The sequence below is a fragment of the Zobellia sp. 1_MG-2023 genome (genome assembly GCF_030549125.1).
GTDB classification, from domain to species: domain Bacteria; phylum Bacteroidota; class Bacteroidia; order Flavobacteriales; family Flavobacteriaceae; genus Zobellia; species Zobellia russellii.
Genome location: NZ_JAUOSY010000001.1, coordinates 813,044 through 836,389 on the forward strand (window position 1 = coordinate 813,044; position 23,346 = coordinate 836,389).

Here is a 23,346-nt window from a genome sequence, read left to right on the forward strand (position 1 = left end):
TGTAATAATGACATATTACCTCGTTCTTTACCTCTATTCATTAGCAACCTCACTTTTACAGGTATTACTAAATAAGCGAATAAGTTTATTGTTGTTCTCTCTGTTTTTGGCTCTGATAGCCGTGTTGGCATTTAGGGGTAGCGATGGCGTAGATACAGAAAACTATCTAACTTTTTTCAATGATATAGGGTATAAGGAAGAAGGATATGAGGGATTAGATATTGGTTTTCTATATCTTTCAACACTTATTAAATGGATTAAAAACAGCGAGGTTTTTTATTTTCTTTGTATTGCTGTATTGTCGGTGGGGCTGAAATTAAAGGCAATGGATAAACTTTCTCCTTTGCCTCTTGTTAGTGCCTTTGTTTTATTTGGCACTTATTTTTTGTCTTTGGAGGCAAATCAAATAAGACAGGCCTTAGCGTTAGGCGTAGGTCTTCTTTCTTTACACTTTATAATTAAAAGGAAACGACTATGGTTTTTTTCTTCTATAATTTTAGCGGCAACATTTCATGTTTCTTCTATAATATTGTTGCCGGCATGGTGGCTCTTTGATTTCAAGATTTCAAGAAAAAGGTTGTTGCTGATTTTGGGGATATCCTTTTTATTTGTGTTCATTTCACTCGTAGATGTTTTTCAATTTAGTGTTAAGTACGCTTTTTTTTGGGGCCAATTTATTTTTTCCAAGTTATTGAACTATGCTTCAAAAATGGAGAGGGTAGGGTTTTCCCCCATTCAATTATGGTATGTTTTTATTTCTGTAGTTTTTATTATTGAAAGAAAACGAATTAACAATCAGACCTATTCCTTTTTGCTCAATTTATTCATTATTGGGGTTGCAATGAATTTCTTTCTCAATAGTTTTTCATACATGATAAGAATTACTTATTACTTCATTGCAATAGAGGGTGTTCTATTGGCATACTTGCTCAAGAATAGTAAACTAGGAACTAGAATTGTGTTTTTCCTCCTTGCTGCCATAATGTTGGCCCTCAAAAACTTTAAATACTATAACGCAAATTTGGAATTTTTTCAATGAAAAAGGTATTACACTTATTTCCTGCATATAAAATTGGGGGAGCTCCAGTTAACGTGCTTCGATTCATCAAGGGCAGCAACGATCAGATTATTAACTACGCCGCGGCATTAAAGGTTGATAATCGATTGTTTGCCGACTATTTAGAAAATACGGATGATAGCTTCGATGTCGATTTAACCAGCTTAAAGTGGAAATCATTTATTGAGCTGTTGCGCATTGTTAAAAAGATAAATCCCGATATTGTTCATGCCAATGGTAAAGGTGGGGCTGTATATGCGTTTTTAATATATGTGTTTTACAGAAAAAGAGTTTTTTATACGTTTAGGGGCTTTCACATCAAATATGCGGGTATTAAACATAAATTTTATGTTTATTTTGAGCGTTTATTTTCTCACATATACACAAAGGCCATTGCCGTCAGCCACTCTGAGAGAGAGTTATTTTTAAAAACGACACAGGTCAAAGCTGAAAAGGTTGAGGTGATAGGAAATGGGGTGGAAATTAGCCCTAGGCCATTACCGCCAGAGATGCGGTGTGAGGTCGATAAATATAAACTCAATATCGTAACCTTGTCTAGAATAGCTGAGGTTAAAGATATTGAGACCATGGTCAAGGGGCTGGAGTTGTTGAATGACACCGAGGTGTCCCTCCATATAATGGGAGGCTATTTGAGCGTAGACCAGTTTTATAAAGATAGGATTGATAAAATCATTGCGGGCTTATCTTGTAAAGACCGTATCTACTTGTGGGGAGATATAGAAGGTGCGGGCGACTATGTCCATAATTTTGACTTATATTTGTCCACGTCGCTTTCCGAAGGTTTGCCCACGTCTATAATCGAGGCAGGCTTGAGCGAAGTATTAGTGTTAGCTACGGACTGCATTGGTAATATCGATTTAATTGTAGAAGGCAAAACGGGGTATTTATTTCCAAAAGGAGATACTGCAGAACTTGTAAATCAACTTAAACAAGCTATTGGCCGGTTTGGCTCTCAACAACAATCCGAAATCATCGCGAATAATTTAAGGCAGATGAAGATGTATTCCATTAGTTCAAACGTTAGTAAATTAATGTATTTATACTCGAGAAAGGATTGAAAATTTTACAAATAAATAAATATTTCTTCCCTGATATTGGAGGTGTAGAAACGGTAGTGAAACAATACGCCCATGCCGTTAACACTGAACACTCTGTCAAAGTTCTTTGTGTGCATAAGGACTTTAGTTTTAAAACTGTTGAAGAAACTATAGACGGGGTAGAAGTCTTAAGGTGTTCATCATTGGGGACTTTTATGTCCATGCCTATTTCTTTTTCCTTCTATTTCCATTTTTTCAGACTTTATAAAGAATTTGAGATCTTTCACTTTCACGAACCTTTTCCACTTGCCTCTTTGCTGTCATTGTTTATCAGCAAAAAAAGAAAGATTGTAGTAACATGGCATAGCGATATAATTAAGCAAAAGGCCTTAAAAAAAATAGTTGAGTATTTTCAATCCTTACTCTGTAAAAAGGCTACGGTTATAACTACAACATCCCCTGATCTTCTCGATTTTTCTTCCGTATTACATGCGTATCGGGATAAAGTAAAAATATTGCCCTTGGGTATTGATTTCGATTTTGAAACCGTTACGGCAAAGACAGGGGACTATATCCTATACTTGGGAAGACTCTCTTACTATAAGGGAATCAATACGCTTTTAGAAGCTTTTCTCAAGGCCAAAACTGATAGAGAGTTGGTTATCGTTGGTGATGGCGACAAGGGTATTGTTGATTTAATCGTAAGTACACAAAAGAAAACGAGTAAAAATATTAGATTCATTAATGAGTTTGTAGATGAAGAAGAAAAGCAAAATTTTTTAAAGAATTGTTTCTTTTTCGTTTTTCCCTCCATTGCTGCTAGTGAAGCATTTGGTATTATACAGTTAGAGGCAATGGTTTATGGGAAACCGGTTATTAATACAAATTTGCCGACGGGTGTGCCTTTCGTAAGTTTAAATAATATAACTGGTATTACGGTAGAACCATCAAATGCCGATGAACTGGCCATTGCGATAGATCGGTTGTCTTCCGATACAGATTTGGTCGAAAGTATGGGGCACAATGCTGTTAAAAGGGTCCAGTCTTACTTTTCCAATATAAAAATTATGGCGGACCTTAGGGCTTTATATAATGAATTATGAAGTTGGATAAAGACTTTTTTGGGTTTTATGTTTTTGCTTTTGTTCTGCCATTGCCGTTGCCTTTAATCGTGTCGTCGTTGGCAATGGCCGTTCTAATAATCAACTGTCTCATGTTGATCAAAAAGCCAATCAGGGTTGATGGACTTACCATAGCATTCTTATTGTTCTTTCTTTCAGATTTGATTGCGCTTGTACTTTCAGGAAGAAGTTTTGCCGAAAACACTATCATAAACGAGGTAAAAATAACTTGTGCAATATTGCCTTTATTAGTCTATAATATTGGTGTTAAGGAAAAGTTGAAAACGGCACAAAATTCAATTCTAACGGTGTTCTCCTTAGGTGTATTGGCATACATTGTATTTTGTATTTTGTTTTATGGCTATTTTATATATACCCACCCGAGATACACAGTACAAATCGACAGGTATTTGTTTTGGGCAATAGAAAACAACTTTCCCGGGACATACCACAGAACTTATATCGGAGCGTATATTGTTTTGTCTTCGGTGTTTGTTGCCAATTTAATATTCAATCTACCAAACCTAAAAAAAAGGTTAATCTTATCATTTGTGTTTATTTTACAATTGACCGCTATTTTTTTCTTAGGATCTAAGCTTACCATGGTTTTGTTTTTGGTATTGAACACTCTTTTACTATTGGTTAAATATAAACCCTTGGTTATTCCGTTTTTCGTCAGCATAGCGGTTTGTTTCTTCTTAATCAAGGAATGGATTCTTGTTTCTATGAAAAAATCGTTTTACGATCGAACCGTATTTTTTAAGAAGTCCGTAGAACTTATAGGGGAAAATTTTTTGTTTGGAGTTGGCGAAAAGAATATTACGGGGTTCATGGTAAGTATTAATGGCGAGATTACGGCGCTTATACCGCATAATGTTTTCTTAAAAGAAACCCTTTCCAATGGACTTATTGGCCTTGTAATATTGTTGTTTTTATTCGGTTATATCCTCTATTATGCAACAAAATCGAATGACCGGATTTTTAAGTACTTTTTGATTTTGGTGTTGACCATTTGTTTTATTGAAGATTTTATTTATTTACAAAGAGGTCTTTTTTTGTTTGTATTTTTATCGGTCTTTTTTGTGAATGTTAATCGGTCTAGATCTAGTTAATTTTGTACGAGCGTAAATTTCTGACCACTTATAAGTATTTAGTCTAATAATTAAAATTGAAAAGTTACTTTTGGTAATTCTAACTTGTTAAAAATGCCTAGGCCTTCCGTATTAAATTCTGTAGAACGCAAGTTTATATTACTTGTGGGCGATTTAATAATCGTGTTGGCCTCGTTAAATGTCTTGGTGAACAATGCTATTGATGCCAAGTATATTTTAATGGGGCTAAAAGTGGTTGTTTTTTCTTTTGGGGTGATAAGCTATTTGGTTTTGGCCTATATTTTGGAATTTTACAATCTTGAGAAAGTTTCAAAACGTCGGTATGTTTTTTCACAGTCACTTTATATAAGTGCCATGTACGTTTTTATAGTATTTCTTTTTTTGGTAATTGTATACGATGTGAGCTTTTGGAGAATGCCGTTACTCTATTTTCTCGTACTGACACCTTTGGAAATAGGTCTGTGGCGTTTATTTTTCAGGAATATTTTTAGAATTATTCCAGTAACAAAGAATGTTCTGTATATATATGATGAACAGGCGGCCGGTTTACTTAAAGATGACGTAGCCGTTATTAATGGAGACGAGCTAAAAACATTTTATCGTGTTAAGCTTACATATCCTTTAGAGCAGGTAGATTACATTAAAAAGAAACTGTTCATGTCTGCTGTTGATAAAATTGATGTTTTTATTATAAATATGCAGAGTTATAATGATATTCCCAAAGATGTAGAGAAGGTGTTACTTAGGGCTATATTGTTGGGGAAAGAAGTGGTGACCTTTACCTCTTTTTATGAGGACGTGTATCAAGCTTTACCTATTCGATCTCGTAACGATAGTTTTTATGAAATACTACAGTTAAGAAATAGAAAAATTAGGTATTTGGGAAGGATTTTCACCTTCGGTGTGAATTTTGTTTTGTCGCTATTTGCAGGTTTTGTATTTATATTTTGTATCCCTTTTGTGTGGTTTGGGAATCTATTTCTTAATAGAGGGCCCTTGTTCTATACTCAAAAGAGAGTGGGGTTGCATGGTAAGGAATTCAATATCTATAAGTTCAGGTCTATGGTAGTTGATGCTGAAAAATCAGGTGCGGCAATGGCTACTACAAATGATGCAAGAATTACTCCTTTCGGAAAAATATTAAGATTATTTAGAATTGATGAACTACCACAAATCATATCCGTAATTAAGGGGGACATGCAATTTATTGGCCCTAGACCGGAACGAAAAGTTTTTGTGGATCAACTGAATGATATGATTCCCTATTACGGCGCAAGACATCTCATTAAACCGGGAATTACAGGTTGGGCCCAAGTAAAGTATAAGTATGGGGAGAACCTTGAAGATTCTATTAGAAAGCTTGAGTATGACCTGTATTATATTAAGAACAAATCTATTACTATAGATTTACGGATTATTTTCAAGACGGTTACCACGGTTTTGTTTTCACGAGGAGTGTAGCTATAGGATTCGGTTTTTTGATTTTGGGATATTAATTGATGGTTATAAGTAATATTTCCACTTCAAAACGTATTTTTGCGCAAACCTTAGAACATGAATATTCTTATTTTAGGTGCTGGCGGTCGCGAGCACACTTTAGCTTGGAAACTAAAACAGAGCCCAAAACTAGATAAACTTTATGTAGCACCCGGAAATGCCGGTACTTCCGAAATTTCAACAAATATACCAGTTGGTGTAAACGATTTTGAAGGAATCAAAAAGGCGGTTCTGGCTAATGACGTGAATATTGTTATAGTAGGGCCAGAGGACCCTTTGGTAAATGGGGTTCACGATTTTTTTCTTAGTGATTCCGAATTAAAGCACATACCTGTAATAGGACCTCAAAAAGCAGGTGCTGAGTTAGAAGGCAGTAAGGAATTTGCTAAAAAGTTCATGATGCGGCATAATATACCTACCGCTGCTTACGAAAGCTTCACTTCAGAGACACTTCAGAAAGGGTTTGACTTTCTAGAAACGTTACAACCTCCTTATGTACTAAAGGCAGACGGACTTGCAGCTGGTAAAGGGGTGGTTATTTTAGAAGATTTGACCGAAGCAAAAGAGGAGCTTAAAACCATGTTGGTAGACGCTAAATTTGGTAACGCAAGCGCCACGGTCGTTATCGAGGAGTTTTTAGCAGGTATAGAGTTGAGCGTTTTTGTATTGACGGATGGTAGTGGTTATAAGGTTTTGCCCACTGCAAAAGATTACAAACGTATTGGTGAAGGTGATACCGGACTTAACACAGGCGGAATGGGCGCTATTTCTCCCGTTCCTTTTGCGGATGAAGCTTTTATGGACAAGATACACCAGCGCGTTGTAAAACCTACGGTAGAAGGCCTTAAAAAGGATAATTTACCGTATAAAGGTTTTATATTCATAGGTCTGATAAAAGTAGGTGATGAGCCCAAGGTTATAGAATATAATGTGCGTATGGGAGATCCCGAAACGGAAGTGGTTATTCCTCGTATTCAGAATGACTTGGTTGAGGTCTTTGAGGCTGTTGCCAACGGAACTTTAGATGATATTGAACTTGAGTTGGACCCAAGAACCGCATCCACGGTTATGTTAGTGTCTGGAGGATATCCCGAAGCGTATGAAAAAGGAAAGGAAATTACAGGATTCAATGCTCTTGAAGATTCGTTGGTCTTTCACGCAGGTACACAATTAGAAGACGGTAAAGTAGTAACCAGTGGCGGTAGGGTAATGGCAATTACTTCCTACGGAAATAACTTTAAGCAAGCGTTGGCTACTTCCTATAAGAATATAGAAAATATTAAGTTCCAGAATATGAACTATAGAAAAGACATTGGGTTCGATCTTTAAAAGAAAGAATCCAATGTCTTTACAAATGTATTAGTAGTAAACCTACTGTTTATAGGTAAGAGTGAGAAGAGATAGACTTGTCCTCTTCGTCGTTATCGTTGTATTGTTTTAGCTGTAACATCCAATATACGAAAGCTACACAGCAAATTAGGGCAAGAATCCAGTTAATGATATTGGCACCCCACCAACTATGCATAAAACGCAACTGGTCCAACGGCCAAAATAGGTGGTTTACGAACAAATCTGCTATTCCTTCAAAAAATGATTTCATCTTAGCTATATTTACACTTGCAAAAGTATAAAAAGCTAAGAAACTTTCTAAATTTAAATGTTGATGATTTAGTTTGTTCGTTAGAAGGTACTACCAAATAAGGGTTGCCGGCCCAAGATTATAGTTCCTGTTGCAATGAAAGGTTTGTGCTTTTCAATAAAGAAATTGTAGTATCATCCGGTGAAATTTTAGATAATTTTTCAAATGATATCAATCATTTTTGGCAAGACAAAGCCAATTAACTACATAATAGTTCTTTCGTTTCTATTCGTTTTCTATTGGTTTGCCCATTTCTATATGTTCGATAGAATCTATTCTCTTGTCCGTGTTTTTTGGCAGTTGTTTGTTCTATCGGTCTTATTTTTTAGTGTATTCATTGTCAACTTTATCGTAAAACGAAATAAAGTAACCGGGGCAAACTCATTTACCATTCTTTTTTATGGGCTTCTAATGGTGGTATTTCCGGAAACCCTGCTGGATTCTAATGCTATTTTTTGTAGCTTTTTCCTGCTGTTGGCCACAAGGAGGCTCATAAGTATTCGGTCCTTGAAAAATATTAAGTTCAAGATTTTTGATGCAACTATTTGGGTATTGGTTTCAAGCCTTTTTTATGATTGGGCCTTGTTGTTTCTAATTTTAGTTTTGGCCGCTATATATTTTTACGAACCTAAAAATGCCAGAAACTGGTTTGTGCCACTTGCCGCTATTTTTACGGTACTTATGATAACGGAATGCGTCCTGATACTGTACGGTAATCAAGATTTTTTAAGCAACCATTATAAGTTTTCTGTGTCTTTGGATAGCACTTACTTTTCATATTGGGGGCATAGCACTAAGCTGGTTTTATTTGCTTTGACCACGTTTGTATCGGGTATTTTAGCTTTTGTAAAGTTGGGTAAATCCGGATTTGGAAAAGTGATTACCATGCGCCTAATTGCGCTTTCTTTTGTAATTGGCCTTGTGTTGAACATACTTCTATTATCGGACAACGTCTATCCGGTTATGATTACGTTTTTTCCTGCAGTTGTCTTTATGACCAAGTACATAGAATCCTTGCGTAAAGCTAATATTCGTGAGATAATCTTAATGGCTGCGGTACTAATTCCGTTTTTGGTGTTGATGACCGGCATTGCCATAAAATAATTATGAATAACTTTGCCCTTAAAGCTATAAAAAATGTTCAGCAAGTTCGCATTTACCATTTTCGAGGAAAGTATTCAGAAATATCATATTAAGGATAATGTATATCAGTCTTTTGAGAACCCCTACCCTAAAGATGATATTGCACGTTTGCTCTATCGTAAAAACTGGATAGACACTGTACAATGGCATTATGAGGATATTATTCGCGACCCGGATATTGCACCGGCGGATGCTTTGGTGTTAAAGCGAAAGATTGATGCGAGTAATCAGGACAGAACGGACTTGGTAGAGTTTATAGACAGCTATTTCTTGGATAAATATAAAGATGTTGTAGTAAAGGAAAATGCGACCATTAATACGGAAAGTCCGGCCTGGGCTATAGACAGGCTATCCATTTTAGCGCTTAAGATTTATCATATGCAAGAAGAAGTTGGCCGTACGGATGCGTCTTTGGAACATATTGAAAAATGTACGCAAAAGCTAAATGTGTTATTGGAGCAGCGTAAAGATCTTTCTACGGCAATAGACCAATTGCTGATGGATATTGAATCTGGTGATAAGTACATGAAAGTGTACAAACAGATGAAAATGTACAATGATGATGAGATGAACCCTGTTCTCCGTGGCCAAAAATAAACCCGAACACCTATTGGTCATCAGGCTCTCCGCAATGGGGGATGTAGCCATGACCGTACCTGTCCTTCTTGCGCTTACCAAGCAAAACCCGCAGCTAAAAATTACCGTACTCACACGGAAATTTTTTGCCCCCATGTTCTCTAATGTCCCCAGCGTAAGTGTTTATGAGGCCGATGTAAAGGGAAGGCACAAAGGTGTATTTGGACTCTGGAAGCTCTATAAGGAACTTACCAAATTAAAGATTGATGCCGTTGCTGATCTTCACAATGTTTTGCGGAGCAAAGTATTAAAGCGATATTTTAAATTTGGACGTATTCCGGTTGCACAGATCGATAAAGGTAGGGCAGAAAAAAAAGCGCTTACCTCCACTGTTTCAAAGGTCTTTAAACCTTTAAAAACCACCCACCAACGTTATGTAGATGTGTTTGCGAAATTGGGTTTTCCAATAGATTTACCTAAGAATTCTGTATTGCCCAAAGAAAGTCTTTCGGATGAAACACAAAAAATTCTAGGAATCGATTCAAAAAAATGGATTGGGATTGCTCCTTTTGCCGCATTTGAAGGTAAAACTTACCCATTAGAATTAATGGAGGAAGTTATTGCCAAGCTTAACAAAGCTAATGGATATAAAATTTTCATTTTTGGAGGTGGACCTATCCAGGAAAAGAAACTTCAAAGTTTTGAGAACATGTTTACGAACTGTCTAAGCATGGTAGGCAAACTTTCTTTTCATGAGGAACTTGCCCTTATTTCAAATTTAGACACTATGCTGTCTATGGATAGTGGTAATGCACATTTGGCGGCTATGTACGGCATTCCAGTAGTTACACTTTGGGGAGTTACCCATCCTTACGCCGGGTTCTACCCCTTTGGCCAAGATGTAGATAATGCATTATGTGCTGATCGGAAAAAATTTCCGTTAATTCCAACATCCGTTTACGGTAATAAAATGCCCCAAGGTTATGAAATGGCCATGCGTACCATTCTGCCGGAACAAGTTGTAACCAAGGTTAAGAGCGTATTGAACGATGTATAAATTTCTATACGGTTGTCCTTTTGGGTTCCAAAGATTTAAAGTACTGACGTAATTGGGACATAAACCTATATTTACGGGCACTTGGGGTAGTTTCTACCATTAGGGTTCTAACTCCTATATAAGAGCTCATAAGATAAACGGCAACACCTTCACTATCAATGTGTCTATCAATGTGTCCGTTAAACTTTCCGCGTTGTATGGCAGATACCAAATTCACCTCCCAAATACGCAAAATGTCATTTAGGTGCTTCATTACGGTTTCATTCTTACCATTAAACTCATTAATGAAATTACTAAGCACAAAACCAAAGTCAAACTCGTTATGTACGGCCGTTTCTAAAGCCTCTTCAAAACATTGTGTAATAAGGTCTAAAGTATTGTCATGACCTTCTATAGGCTCAATAAGCTGACTGTACATTTTACGAACCAGTAAGTTTTCAATAATCTGAATAAAGAAATCTTCTTTGGACTCAAAGTGATAATAGAAGGCTCCTTTGGACAAGGATAGTTCTTTTAATATATCATCAACACTTGTATTATAGTATCCGTTTCTGTAAAAAAGTTCAAGTCCTGTTACTTGCATTCTTTGCATGGTAGCCATGCGTTTTAAACTCTTGGTCATAATTATAGATTTGGGGTTAAACAGACCGTTGGGTCTCATACAAAGAACCGCAGCAATGAAGGCTATGTTAGAAATGAAGGGTTGTCTGACCATTTTTCTCGTTAAAAGACCTAAATTGTTTAATATGAGGTTATTCAACGAGTGACTCACAAACCACATGGTCGGTAAATAATGTCGATTACCGAGTGAAAAACCACCAAGAATTTATAAAAAGGAAACTTTTACGCATATAATATACCAACGTAAGCCTGGTTTTATACGTAAGAAAATATATACAAATATTAAAAAGGTCACACCTTGTTTAGTATCTTGCACTTAAAACCCGAGTAAGGTTCAAAAACAATTACGACGAAAGTTGGTAAATGGGGCAGATAAATAAGGATACGGCTATATTAATATTCTCGCTTTCGGCGCAGCTGGAGGCAGAACGGAAGTCCGTTTTTGGAAATGCCAACAAGAAAGCCTCCCGTGGTTTTTTTAATATCCTTATCAATCGTACACGTAAAATTGCATCCTCCACTGGGGCAGACGTTATTATAGTAGACGAAAGCCAACAAAAAGGAACAACCTTTGGCGAGCGTTACGCCAATGCTTTTCAAGAACTTTTTGATCAAGGGTATACCAAAGTGCTTTCTATTGGTAATGATACGCCAGATTTAACTGCAGAAGTTTTAGAGCAGGCTATAGACAAAATTCAGTACAAGGACTTGGTCATTGGGCCTTCAACTGATGGTGGGGTGTATCTATTGGGTATGCGCCGTGAGTTCTTTAACTTGGATCAGTTTAAGGCACTTCCCTGGTTAGAATCCACCTTGTTCAATACAATGGTGAACGGGGTTTTCTGGAATAGAGCAAAAGCATACTATTTTGATGAGCTTACGGATATTGACACCGCACATCAATTACTTCAATTTTTATATAGTACAGATGATGAAGCTCTAATTAGCTTCATCTTGAGCCATTTATTGGCAGTACAGAACCTTATACAACATTCAAAATCACTGTGCTTATCGGATAAGCATTCGTTTTCCTTTCAATTAAGGGGTCCTCCCGCATTTCTTTTAGCGGCATAGTTTAAACCTTTTACAGGTTAAGAAGGATAGTCCCTATATATGATATAGTGATTTTAACTTCTTTTAAAAAAATAACAACCTTTTATTGAATTTTAATGAAAACAGCTATAATAGCGCTTATGCAGCTATGTGCAGTATTGGCGTACGGCCAGACCAATTCGTATACTGCAAAATTGATAGATACGGATAATGTACCCGTACCCTACGCAACTATAAACGAGCTCGGGACCAATAACTATGTGGTATCCGATGACTCTGGATTTTTCACCCTACGGACGGAAGCAAATACTTTTACAGTAAGTATAGCATCCATAGGATATATCACCCAAGAAATTAAGGTGGTAAACGGAAGCTTTCCAAAAGTTATTACTTTGGAACTGTCTTCCGAGCAACTAGATGAAATTGTAGTTACCGCGTTAGGAATTGAACGGGAAAAGCAATCCTTGGTATCTGCGGTAACTACGGTAAAGGCCGAACAACTTACGGAAGTACCCCTTACCAATATGGTAAATAGTCTTGCCGGCCGCGTGGCGGGTGTTCAGATTACGAACGGTTCATCTGGTGTAGGCTCTTCTTCTCGTATCGTTATCAGGGGAGAAAATTCTTTGGGCGGTAGCAACCAGCCCTTGTTTGTGGTAGACGGTGTGCCTATAAGCAATGAACAGATTACGAGTAACCTTGTAAATGACGGTGCGCTTCAAGAAGTAGATTTTGGTAATGGCGGTGCAGACATAAGTCCGGATGATATTGCCTCTATCTCTATTCTTAAAGGAGCGGGTTCCGCAGCATTATACGGAGCGCGGGCAGCAAACGGTGTGGTAGTCATTACCACTAAAAGAGGACGAAAGAAAAAGGGGCTGGGCATCAGTATCAATAGCACGCTGACAGTAGAGAGCTTATTGACCTTGCCAGATTATCAGAATGAGTACGGTGGAGGTTCAAATGGTGAATACGCCTTTCAAAACGGAACTGGTGCCGGTGTAAACGATGGTGGCATTAGCAGCTATGGCCCTCGTTTGGACCAAGGTCAATTAATTGCTCAGTTTGATAGTCCTTCGGTAGATATAAACGGAAACCCTGTTCGTGCAGGAGATGTCATTTCACGAACCAGGCCAGATGGTTCGTTTACGGATATTACCCCTACACCTTGGGTGTCAAGACCGGACAACGTTCGTAATTTCTTTGAAACGGGTGTTACTTATCAAAATAACATTTCTATTAGTTCGGGAGGCGAAAAAGGAAGCGCACGATTATCCTATAGCAATCTAAAGAATGATGGAATTGTTCCTAATACGGACTTAAAACGAAACGGACTTGCCGTGAGTGTAGACCAAAACGTTCATGAAAAGTTTAAGGTAAAAGCATTTTTAAATTACATCAACACGCGCAGTGGTAACCGCCCCAATTTAGGTTACGGTTATGAAAATCCACTTTATGGGTTTAACTGGACGGGGAGAAACACCAATGTGGAATCATTAAAAAATTATTGGCAGGCAGGTCAAGAAGGCATTCAGCATTATGATTTTAATTACCTATGGTTGACCAACCCTTATTTAACGGTTTATGAAAACACCAATAGTTTCAATAAAAACCGAATTTTAGGGAATGCTTCGGCCACTTACGATATTACGGATAAGTTAAGTCTAAGCGTTCGCGCCGGTATTGATACCTATGATGATAAAAGGGAATTCCGCCGTGCGGTAAGCACCAATCAAAACCCGTTGGGTACGTATCGTGAGGATGACGTTCGTTTTAGGGAATTGAATACGGATGTTTTGCTTTCCTATTCGGACAAGATCAACGACGATTGGAAATACAACATATCGGCAGGAGCCAACCGTTTTGACCAAGACATTCAATATAAATTTTCGGAAGCTTCTCAATTGGCGATTCCCGGTATTTATACCCTGGCAAATTCAAGAACACCGTTAAAAGGAGACAGTCAGAAATTTACAAAGCGAATTAATAGCGTATACGCCAGCGGAAACCTTTCCTATAAAAACTCATTGTATTTTGATGCTACTTTTAGAAATGACTGGAGTAGTACATTACCAAGTAATAGCAATTCCTTTGGGTATTACTCGGCAGGACTTAGTTACGTTGTGAGTAATATGTTTACGTTGCCCGAAGCCATTTCATACCTAAACCTCAGGTTTAGCGCGGCCAGTGTGGGTAATGATACAGACCCGTACCAGAACGTACAGAACTTTATGTTCAATCAAAATTATGGTTCCAGTTTTAGGGTAACCAATGAAACGGTATTAAAAAATGCCAATCTAAGACCGGAACGTTTAAATGCACTTGAGGCCGGTCTGGAAGCCTGGTTTTTAGATGGCAGGCTTCAGCTAGATGTGGCTGGGTACCAAAACACCAGTATAGACCAGATTATTTCAAGGCCTATATCGCAGACCAGCGGGTTTTCTAATTTCAACGTAAACGGCGGAGAGGTCAGAACTAGAGGTTTTGAGGCCTTGGTGAGCGCAACCTTGGTTCGCTCGGAAGATTTTGGTTGGGAGTCTTCGGTAAATTATTCAACCTATCGCAGTGAAGTTACCAAGTTGCCAGATGGCGTAGATCAATTTGTAACGGGTACGGCCAATATCTTTTCCGGTGGAGGCGGATCTAATACGGTTTTCTACATCGCCAGGGAAAATGGTCGTGTAGGAGATATGTACGGTACTGGTTTTCTAGAAGTAGATGGTCAAACCGTCTATGGAGCAAACGGCCTGCCCATACAAGATGGAAACCTTAGACTTTTGGGCAACTACAATCCGGATTTTACCGTCGGTTTCAATAACAAGTTTTCGTATAAAAATATTGACATGACTATTCTTTTTGATTGGCGAAAAGGAGGTACCATTGTTTCTAGGATCAAAGCACTTGGAAGTACATCGGGTGTTTTACAGGAAACTTTGGTGGGTCGTGAGAACGGAGTTGTTGGAGATGGTGTGGTTAATGTAGGTACGGCCGATAGTCCGCAATATGTTCCTAATACCACCTCGGTTCCTGCCAGTCAGTTTTACAATAATTTCTTTGACCGAGGTAATGAAGATAGTGCATTGTACAGCGCATCTTATGTAAAATTGCGCCAGTTGGGACTGTATTACAACCTTCCTGAAAAAGTGTCAAAATCCATCGGTTTTCAGAATGTAAAATTGGGCTTGGTGGGCAGTAATTTACTGTTGTTTACAGAAAACCCTCATTTTGATCCAGAGCTGAACGCCTTGCAAGAACAGCGCATCGTTTATGGCGTAGAAGACTTTTCATATCCGTCTACCCGCAGTTTTGGGTTTAGCGTTAAAACGGATTTTTAAGAGGAAAGCACCATGAACGGAAAACTAAAATTTAGAACAATGAACAAACTATATATATTAGGTTTTACGAGTTTCTTCTTAGCATTGGGCAGTTGTACCGATGAGTTTGAAGAGCTTAACGAAAACCCCAATTCTCCTGAAGCTGTTGATCCGCAGTTTTTGTTGGCCAACGTCATTTCCGTAGAAGCGGACCAAAATGCGTTTTACCAAGGATTTCGTCTGGCAAACTATATTGAGCAGTTTGCAGCCAGTGTAGAATTTGAGCGTATAGACCGTTACGAAATGGGTACGAACAGCGATTATTGGAATACGATATTTCAGTTATTGAGCGATATTAAATCTATGCGGGAATTACAGGGTTCCAATGAGGCGTATAATGCCATAGGAGATGTAATGCAGAGCTTTTTGTTCTCCCAGCTTACGGATATGTGGGGAGATGTACCCTATACCGAAGCTGTTAATGCACTAGACGGGCAATTCACTCCCGCTTATGATACCCAAGAAAGTATTTATACAGATCCAGATACCGGCATTTTAACCGTTTTGGAGCGTGCAGCTACAACCCTGGAAAATTCTAATGCCGTAGTAAACGGCGATGTACTTTTTAATGGGGATCTTAACAAATGGGTGCGTTTTGCAAACTCGTTACGGTTGCGATATCTTTTACGGATAAGTAAACGGTTAACTGATTTTTCGGAAATTCAGGAACTGGTCTCTTCCGGAAAACTTATGCAATCCAATGCGGACAATGCGGTGCTGCCCTATCTGAGTTCAGCGCCAAACCAATATCCTATGACGCTGTCGTCTTTGGGATTGTATCAAGAACATCGTATGACCACCACTGTAGATTCGGTTTTAACATTATGGAATGACCCAAGGGTGAATGTTCTTTACAAACCTACCCAGGCAAGTGTAAATGCAGGTACCCCGGAATTTAAGGGACTGTTGAACGGCCAAGACCGAGAAACCATTGCAGAAAAAGGAATTGATTTAAATGACGTTTCTTTGTTCGGTGCTATTTTTAGAGATGTGCCGGATGGGGTAGATGCCCAGTTCATGCAATACTCGGAAGTTCAGTTTGCATTGGCGGAAGCGGTGGAGAGAGGTTATATCACGGGCGATGCTGAGGTCTACTATGAAGCCGGTATAAGAGCTAGTTTTGAATATTATGGTGTTGAGGTTCCTGCGGGATACCTTGCTCAAGAGCCAGTTGCACTTAATGGAACGGATAGCCTTACTAAGATTTTGACACAAAAGTGGTTCAGTCTAATATCTAATGGGCATGAAGCATGGTTTAACGTTCGTAGGACGGGTATTCCCAACTTAAAACCTGGGCCGGATAACTTGAACAACAACCAATATCCCGTTCGGTATTTATATCCGGAATCAGAACAAGCTACCAATAGCGCTAATTACAAAGTAGCGGCAGAACGTATAGGTGGAGATAATATTAATAGCAAAGGATGGTGGGAGAAAGATTAAAAGAGGAATCTTATCCAATTTTTCTAAAGCTTATTATATTGTAAACGACAAAGAAGATCCAAACACAATTAGAAGCTGTTTCAATGAAGAAGATTAACAATATACTTTTTGGTTTTTTATTTGGTTTCTTGCTACTCTCTTGTGGTGAGAATTCTAAACAGGACAGTGACGGGCTAAAGCATGCACCATGGGAGGAAATAGAAGCCAAAGCAAAAGGTACGACCGTTAACTTTATGATGTGGCAGGGAAGTACTGCCATTAACGATTATATTAATAATTATGTGGTTCCTAGTGTAAAGGAAAAATATAACATTGATTTACGGATTAGCGGAGGTCAAGGCCCGGAAATTGTACAGCTTGTTATGGGCGAAAAGCAGGCTGATATTAATGAAGGTCAAGTGGACATGGTTTGGATCAATGGCGAGACTTTTTTTCAATTAAGAAAGGTAGAAGGTTTATGGGGCCCATTTGTAGACCAGCTTCCCAATGCTTCGTTGATTGATTTTGAGGATTCGTATATCAATACGGACTTTCAGCAGCCTGTAAATGGCATGGAGGCTCCGTGGAGCATAAATCAATTCGCAATCGTATACGATTATGAAAAGGTGCCAAACCCTCCAAGAAGCATTCCTGAGCTCAAAAATTTCATAAAGGAGCATCCGGGTACCTTTACTATTTCCAATGATTTTACGGGCATGACCTTTTTGAAAAGTCTATTGGCGGAATTAGGTGGCGGACCCAACGCATTGGATGGTCCGTTTAACGAAACAAAGTACAACCGGCTCTCTGAAAAACTGTGGGAGCTTATTAATAATAACAAACGGTATTTTTGGAAGGAAGGCCGTACATTTCCAAAAGAACAATCCAAGATGAACCAGCTATATGCCAATGGGGAACTTTTAATTGCATACGGATTTAGTGAAGGGGGCATAGAAGATAAAGTACTGAACGGTCTTTATCCGAAAACAACCAAAGGATATGCCTGGGAAAACGGCACCATTAGAAACTCCAATTACTTGGGTATTCTTTACAATTCACCTGAAAAAGCAGGAGCCATGCAGGTCATTAATTTTTTGCTATCCCCTGAAGCACAATTTAAAAAAGCAGATGCCAACGGAATGGATTCCAATACGGTTTTGTCTTTAGATAAGCTTGAAGTAGAATGGAAGGATAAATTCTTAGATGCTAGAAAACGCCAGTACGGACCTACGCTAAAGCAGTTAGAAGTCAATGCCATTGCCGAACCGGCTCCCGAATATATGATACGTCTGTACGAAGATTTTAGAAAACAGGTAATTGAAAATTAGCAAATCTAACATAGGTATACTTTTGTTCGTGTTGGTGGGGGTGGTTCCATTTGCCGCGGCATTTGTCTATGCCCTATTGTATAGCTTTGGAATCATTGGCGTTGCCAACAAGGGATTTACATTTCAGTTCTGGGAATCCGTTTTGGCTTCGGGAACTTTTTTTACGTCTTTAGGTTATAGTGCCTTAATTGCGTTCGTAGCTGTAAGCATATCCGTAGCAGGCGCACTCTGGATAACTTTAAAGTTCAGGCGGCAATTGGAGAAACGGTTTTTGTCGTTTATTATTTATTTACCTCTGGCCATACCGGGCATCGTTACCGGGTTTTTTACGTTTCAACTGTTTTCAAAAGGAGGTTTTTTTGCTCGTATCAGCCATAAATTGGGATGGATAACAGAAGCAGCTCAATTTCCGGATTTGGTAAATGACGGATTGGCTATTGGAATCATTCTGTCCTTCATCACCATGATAATGCCATTCTTTGTGTTACTCTTTTTAAATGTTTACAAAAACGAACGGGTAGAAGAACTTTCAATTTTGGCACAATCGCTCGGGGCAAATGCAAAGCAGATTGTTAGTCGCGTATTTTTGCCTATTCTTTTAAAGAAGACTTGGGTACTTATCGTTCTGTATTTCATTTTTTTGTTGGGAGCTTATGAGGTACCGTTAATTTTGGGTCAAGAATCACCGCAGATGCTATCGGTACTCATTATTCAAGAAATAAAACAATACGATTTGGATAAAATTTCGGAAGGGTATGTGGTTGCCGTGTTGTACACATTAATTGTGTCCGTGGCGGCAATTGCGTTGTTCTTGCCAAAAAGAAAAAGAGCGTATGCGAGCTAATTGGAAACCTTTTGTATTGAGTTTGGCGGTGCTCCTAATTCTTTTCCCCTTTGTATACCTCGTGTTTTTATCACTGGCTTCGGAGTGGCGTTTTCCTGAGGTGTGGCCTTCATATGTTGGTTTTAGGAACTGGATTACCGTTTTTAGTTCCGAAACAGGTCTTTTGCAGAGTTTTTTATCGTCTTTATTAATCTCACTTTTGGTGGCAATCTTTTCTACTACTTCGGGATTTTTGATCAGTAAGGCCGTATTTTATCATCCCAAAAAAAAGACATTGACCCTATTGGCTTATTTTCCATATATCTTGGCTCCGGTTGTTTTTGCCGCTTGCCTTAGTTTTTTCTTTCTAAAAATGGGTCTATTTGGAAATACAACAGGGGTTGTAGTTGCTCAGTTTATTATAGCTTTTCCGTATGCGCTACTGTTTTTCAGTAGTTTTTGGAACGAAAAAATAAAAAGCTACGAAGATTTAGTGGCCACTCTAGGAGGCAACAAATGGCAGACCTATACCAAAGTGCTCTTACCTTTGGCTAAAGGTTTATTGCTTATTTGCTTTTTTCAGACCTTTCTTATTTCTTGGTTTGAATATGGTCTCACTTCCATAATAGGCATTGGTAAAGTACAAACACTTACCATTAAGGTGTTTATGTTCATTAAAGAGGCAAACTATTATTATGGGGCCTTAAGTTGTTGTCTATTGATTTTTCCGCCTGTAGTTTTGTTGTATTTTAACAAGCGTTATGTATTTAAAAAATTGGTCTAATGTTTCTTGAAGTTCAACATATTGTAAAAAGTTTTGGTGCCGAAAAGGTGGTCAAAGACTTGAATTTTTCACTTCAGGCAAAACAGACTTTGAGTATTTTGGGAAAATCTGGTTGTGGCAAGACTACAATGTTAAAAACCATAGGTGGACTCGCAACACCGGATTCGGGTAAAATCCTTTTAAACGGAGTAGATATTACGGAGACCAAACCGGAGAAACGGAATATCGTATACCTCTATCAGGAAGACCTTTTATTTCCGCATCTAAACGCTTATGAAAATATAGCTTTTGGATTACGGTTAAAAAAAAAATACCGGAAGGTTTAATCAATGAAAAAGTGGAGCATATGCTGCATAGCTTGGAGCTTGAAGGACAGGCGGATAAAATGCCTACGCAGCTTTCCGGAGGACAAAGACAAAGGGTTTCCTTTGGGCGGGCCATTAGCACCAACCCATCACTTTTATTGTTGGATGAACCCTTTGGAAGCCTTGATACAGGTACGCGCCAACGGATGCAAGAATTGTTTAAAAAGCTCACTGCTGAGTTTAATATAACATCTCTTTTTGTTACCCATGATTTAAAAGAAGCAGTTTTAATGGGCGATCAAATTGGTTTTATGGAGAACGGGGTTCTAAAGGTGTACAAGGATAAAAAAGATTTTATCCAAGACCCACAGACCGGTGTGCAAAGCGAAATTGAATTTTGGGGCGGATTGATATAGTTACAACAGAAAATATAATTTGGATAGCATGATGAAGAAAAAGGTGTGGATAGACACAGATTTGTCCGTGGGTATGACAAGGCATAAACGAGAGGGCTATTGTGATGTAGATGATGGATATGCCGTACTGCAATTGATAAAGGCCGATACAATTGAAATATGTGGTATTAGCGCGGTTTTTGGAAATACCATTATAGAAAACTCGTATCCGCTAAGTCAACAAATGAGCACGGAGTTTGCCATGGGCAATATTCCTGTGTATAAAGGGGCAGGGGAAGCTATAGGCTTAAAAGATGTAAACAGTAATGAAGCGGTAGAAGCCTTGGCAGAAGCGCTCCGTAGGCAGCCTATGACCATTATGGCCATTGGCCCCGCAACAAATATTGGATTATTGCTCTTAAAGCACCCGGAACTAAGGAGTGAAATACAGGAAGTAGTTCTTGTTGCAGGACGTAGAACACCGCAGGACTACTTTAAAATTGGAAATAAAGGCAATCATGCCCAGGATCTTAATTTTGATTTGGATAATGATGCTTTCCGTTTGATGTTCGAGCATGGAGTGCCCGTAACGCTCTGCCCTTTTGAAATTTCTAACAAGGTTTGGATCAAAGCGGAAGATTTGGATGCTTTGGAAAAAGGTGATGAGGGCAATAAATGGTTGGCCAATGCTTCTAGGGCTTGGTTACAACAGTGGGTAGACCAAGGAGCGGACGGCTTTAACCCGTTTGATGTGCTGGCGAGTCATTATATTATTTCCCCGGAGGACATTATCTCTGAAAATTTAAACGCAAGATTGGAAATTCATCCGGACGATACGGTAAAAGAGAACAATAAGGAGGTATTTAAACCCTACTTGTTATGTGACAGAAAAGAAGGATTCCCTGTAAAGTACTGCTATGATGTGGTTTCAGGCTATCATAAAAAGTTAATGGATAGTCTGCTGAAATAAATACCTTCGTAGTATCGTTTTTCAGAAAACCTACTATGAGTGATATACAGACAAAATCAATTGGACTTGTGCTTTCCGGCGGAGGCGTTCGTGGTATGGCACATATTGGGCTTATACAGGCTATGAACGAATTTGGCCTATCGGCCAAAATAGTTGGGGGCAGTAGCGTAGGTGCACTGGTAGGCGCGTTATATGCCAACGGAAATTCTGTGCCGGAAATGATGGCGTTTTTTAGGGAAACACCTTTGTTCAGATATAACTTTTTAACTATTGTAAAACCAGGGTTTATAGATACCGATAGGTATTTTGATGTGTTCCGAGCGCATTTCCCGGAAGATAGTTTTGAGGCTCTTCAAAAAGGGTTACACGTTGTGGCCACCAATCTCCAAAAAGGAGACTTGGAGTATTTCTCTAAAGGGGAATTAATACGGCCTTTACTGGCTTCTGCCGCTTTACCTCCGGTTTTTAGTCCGGTTGAAATGGAAGGGCAACTCTATGCAGACGGTGGTATTATGAACAACTTTCCGTTAGAACCAATTGCTGGAAAGGCAGATTTTATAATCGGCAGCAACGTATCCGTAGTTGGGGAGCTCAACAAAAATGCCTTGAAAAACTCGTTACAACTTACGGGAAGGGTAACCGGCCTAATGATTTACGCCATTAATAGAAGCAAATTGGAAGCTTGTGATTTGTTGATGGAGTTCAAGGAATTGGAAAAAATAGGCGTGTTGGACCGTAAAGGGCTGGAAAAAGCGTACTTGGTAGGTTACGAGAACACCGCTAGAAAATTGGAAGAACTATTAAAAAAGCCCCAGTTGTAATGTACAACCGAGGCTTTTTCTATTTGTAAATGATGTTCATTTTAAACATCGTCATAATCAATTTTTAAAGTAGGTGTTGTTGGGTGAGCCTGGCAGGTAAGGATAAGACCATCGGCAATTTCACCGTCCGTTAGAATCTGATTTTTTACCATTTCCGCTTTACCTTCGGTTACTCGTGCTATACAACTACTACAAACACCACCTTGGCAAGAATATGGCGCATCTATATTCTGTTTTAATACCGCATCAAGAACAATCTCCTTTTTGTCCATAGTCAACGTAAACTCCTCATCATCGACCAAAACGGAAACTTGGGTCTTGCCTTCTGGTTGCTCTGGCATTTCATCCAAGATTTCGGTAGTGGTGAAAAGCTCAAAATGTATTTTGTCCTTAGGCACCTCGTTTTCCTTCAATGTATCGGAAACCAAATGAATCATTGCTTCGGGACCACATAGGTAGTACCCATCAAAATCTACATCTTTATGCTTGTTTTTAAGCGCATAGTTAACCGTAGATACATCAATTCGACCAAAAAGGGAATCATCTTCTTTAGTCTGGCTGTTTATAAAATAGGTGTTGAATCTACCTGCGTAATCCAATTCCAATTTCGCCAAATCTGTATAGAACATGGTTTCCTTCTGAGATTTGTTTCCGTACACCAAAACAAACGTACTTTTTGGATGATCTGCTAAAACGGCTTTGGCAATACTCATGATAGGGGTAATACCACTACCTGCGGCAAAAGCTGCAATATTTTTAACCTTTCCCGTAGGCTGAAAAGTAAACCTACCTTCGGGCGGCATGACCTCCAATACATCTCCGGCCTTTAGTTTGGTATGTGCATAATCTGAAAATCCGCCTTTATCCACACGCTTGACACCAATTGTAAAACAATCGCTTTTTGGTGAGGAACAGATAGAATAAGCCCTTCTAATTTCTTTTCCCTTAAGTTCCATTTTAATTGTAATGTACTGTCCGGGAACAAAATCAAAGGTTTGTATAAGGTCTTTAGGTATCGTAAAAGTGATGGCCACAGAACTAGGTGTTAGCGGCTTAATATGTTTTACGGTCAAGGAGTGAAAATGCACCATTATGTGTTTTTTAGTCAAATGTGACCGCAAAAATAAGCATTGATACAGCCATTTGAAACGGAAACCATAAAAAAAGGAACTTAAATACCGTTTTTAATT

General features: G+C 38.6%; 22 protein-coding genes. 19 read left to right on the forward strand and 3 right to left on the reverse strand.

All coding sequences use genetic code 11. The annotated features are described in order from the left end of the window. The first annotated feature begins 7 nt into the window (after nucleotides 1-7). The 6 genes from Q4597_RS03270 (at nucleotide 8) to purD (ending at nucleotide 7,174) form a co-directional block, all read left to right on the forward strand. Entirely contained in the window at nucleotides 8-1,039 is a 1,032-nt protein-coding gene (locus Q4597_RS03270; RefSeq protein WP_303404720.1) for an EpsG family protein, read from the forward strand. Continuing rightward, nucleotides 1,036-2,136 (forward strand): glycosyltransferase, encoded by a 1,101-nt coding sequence (locus Q4597_RS03275; protein ID WP_303404721.1) that lies wholly within the window; start codon nucleotides 1,036-1,038, stop codon nucleotides 2,134-2,136. Before Q4597_RS03270 ends, Q4597_RS03275 begins: the two co-directional genes overlap by 4 nt. Beyond that, a complete protein-coding gene (locus Q4597_RS03280) occupies nucleotides 2,133-3,218 on the forward strand; it encodes a glycosyltransferase (RefSeq protein ID WP_303397220.1) in 1,086 nt (361 codons plus the stop codon). Before Q4597_RS03275 ends, Q4597_RS03280 begins: the two co-directional genes overlap by 4 nt. Then, nucleotides 3,215-4,348: an O-antigen ligase gene (locus Q4597_RS03285; RefSeq protein ID WP_303404722.1), complete on the forward strand. Its 1,134-nt coding sequence runs from the start codon at nucleotides 3,215-3,217 to the stop codon at nucleotides 4,346-4,348. The genes Q4597_RS03280 and Q4597_RS03285 overlap by 4 nt, the downstream gene beginning before the upstream one ends. Nucleotides 4,349-4,441: 93 nt before the next feature. Then, nucleotides 4,442-5,809, forward strand: coding sequence for a sugar transferase (locus Q4597_RS03290; protein ID WP_303404723.1), 1,368 nt, complete (start codon nucleotides 4,442-4,444; stop codon nucleotides 5,807-5,809). 93 nt (nucleotides 5,810-5,902) lie between these two features. Beyond that, the gene (purD, locus tag Q4597_RS03295; protein ID WP_303404724.1) at nucleotides 5,903-7,174 is read left to right on the forward strand and encodes a phosphoribosylamine--glycine ligase; all 1,272 of its coding nucleotides are present in this window, start codon (nucleotides 5,903-5,905) and stop codon (nucleotides 7,172-7,174) included. A gap of 49 nt (nucleotides 7,175-7,223) precedes the next feature. Here purD and Q4597_RS03300 read toward each other — a convergent pair whose 3' ends face one another. After that, on the reverse strand, nucleotides 7,224-7,445 hold the full coding sequence (locus tag Q4597_RS03300; RefSeq protein WP_215436665.1) for a DUF6341 family protein: 222 nt from the start codon (nucleotides 7,443-7,445) through the stop codon (nucleotides 7,224-7,226). Between the two features lie 297 nt (nucleotides 7,446-7,742). Between Q4597_RS03300 and Q4597_RS03305 the strand changes: the two genes are divergently transcribed. Genes Q4597_RS03305 through Q4597_RS03315 form a run of 3 tightly spaced genes read left to right on the forward strand, consistent with a single transcriptional unit; the run spans nucleotide 7,743 to nucleotide 10,260 of the window. Next, nucleotides 7,743-8,588, forward strand: a complete 846-nt coding sequence (locus Q4597_RS03305; protein WP_408065828.1) for a hypothetical protein — start codon at nucleotides 7,743-7,745, stop codon at nucleotides 8,586-8,588. Nucleotides 8,589-8,621: 33 nt separating this feature from the next. After that, nucleotides 8,622-9,224 (forward strand): DUF4254 domain-containing protein, encoded by a 603-nt coding sequence (locus tag Q4597_RS03310; protein ID WP_303404726.1) that lies wholly within the window; start codon nucleotides 8,622-8,624, stop codon nucleotides 9,222-9,224. Between the two features lie 34 nt (nucleotides 9,225-9,258). After that, nucleotides 9,259-10,260, forward strand: a complete 1,002-nt coding sequence (locus Q4597_RS03315; RefSeq protein WP_303404813.1) for a glycosyltransferase family 9 protein — start codon at nucleotides 9,259-9,261, stop codon at nucleotides 10,258-10,260. Between the two features lie 4 nt (nucleotides 10,261-10,264). On the opposite strand, the gene Q4597_RS03320 is transcribed toward Q4597_RS03315, so the two are convergent. Then, a complete protein-coding gene (locus Q4597_RS03320) occupies nucleotides 10,265-10,882 on the reverse strand; it encodes a TetR/AcrR family transcriptional regulator (protein ID WP_215436660.1) in 618 nt (205 codons plus the stop codon). Nucleotides 10,883-11,244: 362 nt separating this feature from the next. Between Q4597_RS03320 and Q4597_RS03325 the strand changes: the two genes are divergently transcribed. The 10 genes from Q4597_RS03325 (at nucleotide 11,245) to Q4597_RS03370 (ending at nucleotide 22,156) form a co-directional block, all read left to right on the forward strand. After that, nucleotides 11,245-11,955, forward strand: a complete 711-nt coding sequence (locus tag Q4597_RS03325) for a DUF2064 domain-containing protein (RefSeq protein WP_303404727.1) — start codon at nucleotides 11,245-11,247, stop codon at nucleotides 11,953-11,955. Nucleotides 11,956-12,050: 95 nt separating this feature from the next. Further along, nucleotides 12,051-15,269 (forward strand): SusC/RagA family TonB-linked outer membrane protein, encoded by a 3,219-nt coding sequence (locus tag Q4597_RS03330; RefSeq protein WP_303404728.1) that lies wholly within the window; start codon nucleotides 12,051-12,053, stop codon nucleotides 15,267-15,269. A 39-nt stretch (nucleotides 15,270-15,308) separates the two neighbouring features. Continuing rightward, nucleotides 15,309-16,751 carry a SusD/RagB family nutrient-binding outer membrane lipoprotein gene (locus Q4597_RS03335; protein ID WP_303404729.1) on the forward strand — a complete coding sequence of 481 codons (1,443 nt, stop codon included), beginning with the start codon at nucleotides 15,309-15,311 and terminating at the stop codon, nucleotides 16,749-16,751. Between the two features lie 83 nt (nucleotides 16,752-16,834). Then, the gene (locus Q4597_RS03340; protein WP_303404730.1) at nucleotides 16,835-18,058 is read left to right on the forward strand and encodes an ABC transporter substrate-binding protein; all 1,224 of its coding nucleotides are present in this window, start codon (nucleotides 16,835-16,837) and stop codon (nucleotides 18,056-18,058) included. Continuing rightward, nucleotides 18,048-18,902: an ABC transporter permease gene (locus tag Q4597_RS03345; protein WP_303404731.1), complete on the forward strand. Its 855-nt coding sequence runs from the start codon at nucleotides 18,048-18,050 to the stop codon at nucleotides 18,900-18,902. The genes Q4597_RS03340 and Q4597_RS03345 overlap by 11 nt, the downstream gene beginning before the upstream one ends. Next, nucleotides 18,892-19,665, forward strand: a complete 774-nt coding sequence (locus Q4597_RS03350) for an ABC transporter permease (protein WP_289037885.1) — start codon at nucleotides 18,892-18,894, stop codon at nucleotides 19,663-19,665. Before Q4597_RS03345 ends, Q4597_RS03350 begins: the two co-directional genes overlap by 11 nt. After that, nucleotides 19,665-19,991 carry an ATP-binding cassette domain-containing protein gene (locus tag Q4597_RS03355; RefSeq protein WP_303404732.1) on the forward strand — a complete coding sequence of 109 codons (327 nt, stop codon included), beginning with the start codon at nucleotides 19,665-19,667 and terminating at the stop codon, nucleotides 19,989-19,991. The genes Q4597_RS03350 and Q4597_RS03355 overlap by 1 nt, the downstream gene beginning before the upstream one ends. Nucleotides 19,992-20,011: 20 nt before the next feature. Beyond that, complete coding sequence (locus Q4597_RS03360) at nucleotides 20,012-20,386, forward strand: ATP-binding cassette domain-containing protein (protein ID WP_303404814.1); 375 nt, start codon at nucleotides 20,012-20,014, stop codon at nucleotides 20,384-20,386. Between the two features lie 28 nt (nucleotides 20,387-20,414). Further along, the gene (locus Q4597_RS03365) at nucleotides 20,415-21,335 is read left to right on the forward strand and encodes a nucleoside hydrolase (RefSeq protein ID WP_303404733.1); all 921 of its coding nucleotides are present in this window, start codon (nucleotides 20,415-20,417) and stop codon (nucleotides 21,333-21,335) included. Between the two features lie 35 nt (nucleotides 21,336-21,370). Beyond that, on the forward strand, nucleotides 21,371-22,156 hold the full coding sequence (locus Q4597_RS03370) for a patatin-like phospholipase family protein (RefSeq protein WP_303404734.1): 786 nt from the start codon (nucleotides 21,371-21,373) through the stop codon (nucleotides 22,154-22,156). A gap of 41 nt (nucleotides 22,157-22,197) precedes the next feature. Here Q4597_RS03370 and Q4597_RS03375 read toward each other — a convergent pair whose 3' ends face one another. Beyond that, complete coding sequence (locus Q4597_RS03375; RefSeq protein WP_289060182.1) at nucleotides 22,198-23,247, reverse strand: ferredoxin--NADP reductase; 1,050 nt, start codon at nucleotides 23,245-23,247, stop codon at nucleotides 22,198-22,200. Between the last annotated feature and the right edge of the window lie 99 nt (nucleotides 23,248-23,346).

What these genes read in the sequence shown, in the direction of transcription:
- Q4597_RS03270 (WP_303404720.1), top strand. Translation starts at nt 8, where the DNA reads ATGACATATTACCTCGTTCTTTACCTCTATTCATTAGCAACCTCACTT.
- Q4597_RS03275 (WP_303404721.1), top strand. Translation starts at nt 1,036, where the DNA reads ATGAAAAAGGTATTACACTTATTTCCTGCATATAAAATTGGGGGAGCT.
- Q4597_RS03285 (WP_303404722.1), top strand. Translation starts at nt 3,215, where the DNA reads ATGAAGTTGGATAAAGACTTTTTTGGGTTTTATGTTTTTGCTTTTGTT.
- Q4597_RS03290 (WP_303404723.1), top strand. Translation starts at nt 4,442, where the DNA reads ATGCCTAGGCCTTCCGTATTAAATTCTGTAGAACGCAAGTTTATATTA.
- purD (WP_303404724.1), top strand. Translation starts at nt 5,903, where the DNA reads ATGAATATTCTTATTTTAGGTGCTGGCGGTCGCGAGCACACTTTAGCT.
- Q4597_RS03300 (WP_215436665.1), bottom strand. Translation starts at nt 7,445, where the DNA reads ATGAAATCATTTTTTGAAGGAATAGCAGATTTGTTCGTAAACCACCTA.
- Q4597_RS03305 (WP_408065828.1), top strand. Translation starts at nt 7,743, where the DNA reads ATGTTCGATAGAATCTATTCTCTTGTCCGTGTTTTTTGGCAGTTGTTT.
- Q4597_RS03310 (WP_303404726.1), top strand. Translation starts at nt 8,622, where the DNA reads ATGTTCAGCAAGTTCGCATTTACCATTTTCGAGGAAAGTATTCAGAAA.
- Q4597_RS03315 (WP_303404813.1), top strand. Translation starts at nt 9,259, where the DNA reads ATGGGGGATGTAGCCATGACCGTACCTGTCCTTCTTGCGCTTACCAAG.
- Q4597_RS03320 (WP_215436660.1), bottom strand. Translation starts at nt 10,882, where the DNA reads ATGACCAAGAGTTTAAAACGCATGGCTACCATGCAAAGAATGCAAGTA.
- Q4597_RS03325 (WP_303404727.1), top strand. Translation starts at nt 11,245, where the DNA reads ATGGGGCAGATAAATAAGGATACGGCTATATTAATATTCTCGCTTTCG.
- Q4597_RS03330 (WP_303404728.1), top strand. Translation starts at nt 12,051, where the DNA reads ATGAAAACAGCTATAATAGCGCTTATGCAGCTATGTGCAGTATTGGCG.
- Q4597_RS03335 (WP_303404729.1), top strand. Translation starts at nt 15,309, where the DNA reads ATGAACAAACTATATATATTAGGTTTTACGAGTTTCTTCTTAGCATTG.
- Q4597_RS03340 (WP_303404730.1), top strand. Translation starts at nt 16,835, where the DNA reads ATGAAGAAGATTAACAATATACTTTTTGGTTTTTTATTTGGTTTCTTG.
- Q4597_RS03350 (WP_289037885.1), top strand. Translation starts at nt 18,892, where the DNA reads ATGCGAGCTAATTGGAAACCTTTTGTATTGAGTTTGGCGGTGCTCCTA.
- Q4597_RS03355 (WP_303404732.1), top strand. Translation starts at nt 19,665, where the DNA reads ATGTTTCTTGAAGTTCAACATATTGTAAAAAGTTTTGGTGCCGAAAAG.
- Q4597_RS03360 (WP_303404814.1), top strand. Translation starts at nt 20,012, where the DNA reads ATGCTGCATAGCTTGGAGCTTGAAGGACAGGCGGATAAAATGCCTACG.
- Q4597_RS03365 (WP_303404733.1), top strand. Translation starts at nt 20,415, where the DNA reads ATGATGAAGAAAAAGGTGTGGATAGACACAGATTTGTCCGTGGGTATG.
- Q4597_RS03370 (WP_303404734.1), top strand. Translation starts at nt 21,371, where the DNA reads ATGAGTGATATACAGACAAAATCAATTGGACTTGTGCTTTCCGGCGGA.
- Q4597_RS03375 (WP_289060182.1), bottom strand. Translation starts at nt 23,247, where the DNA reads ATGGTGCATTTTCACTCCTTGACCGTAAAACATATTAAGCCGCTAACA.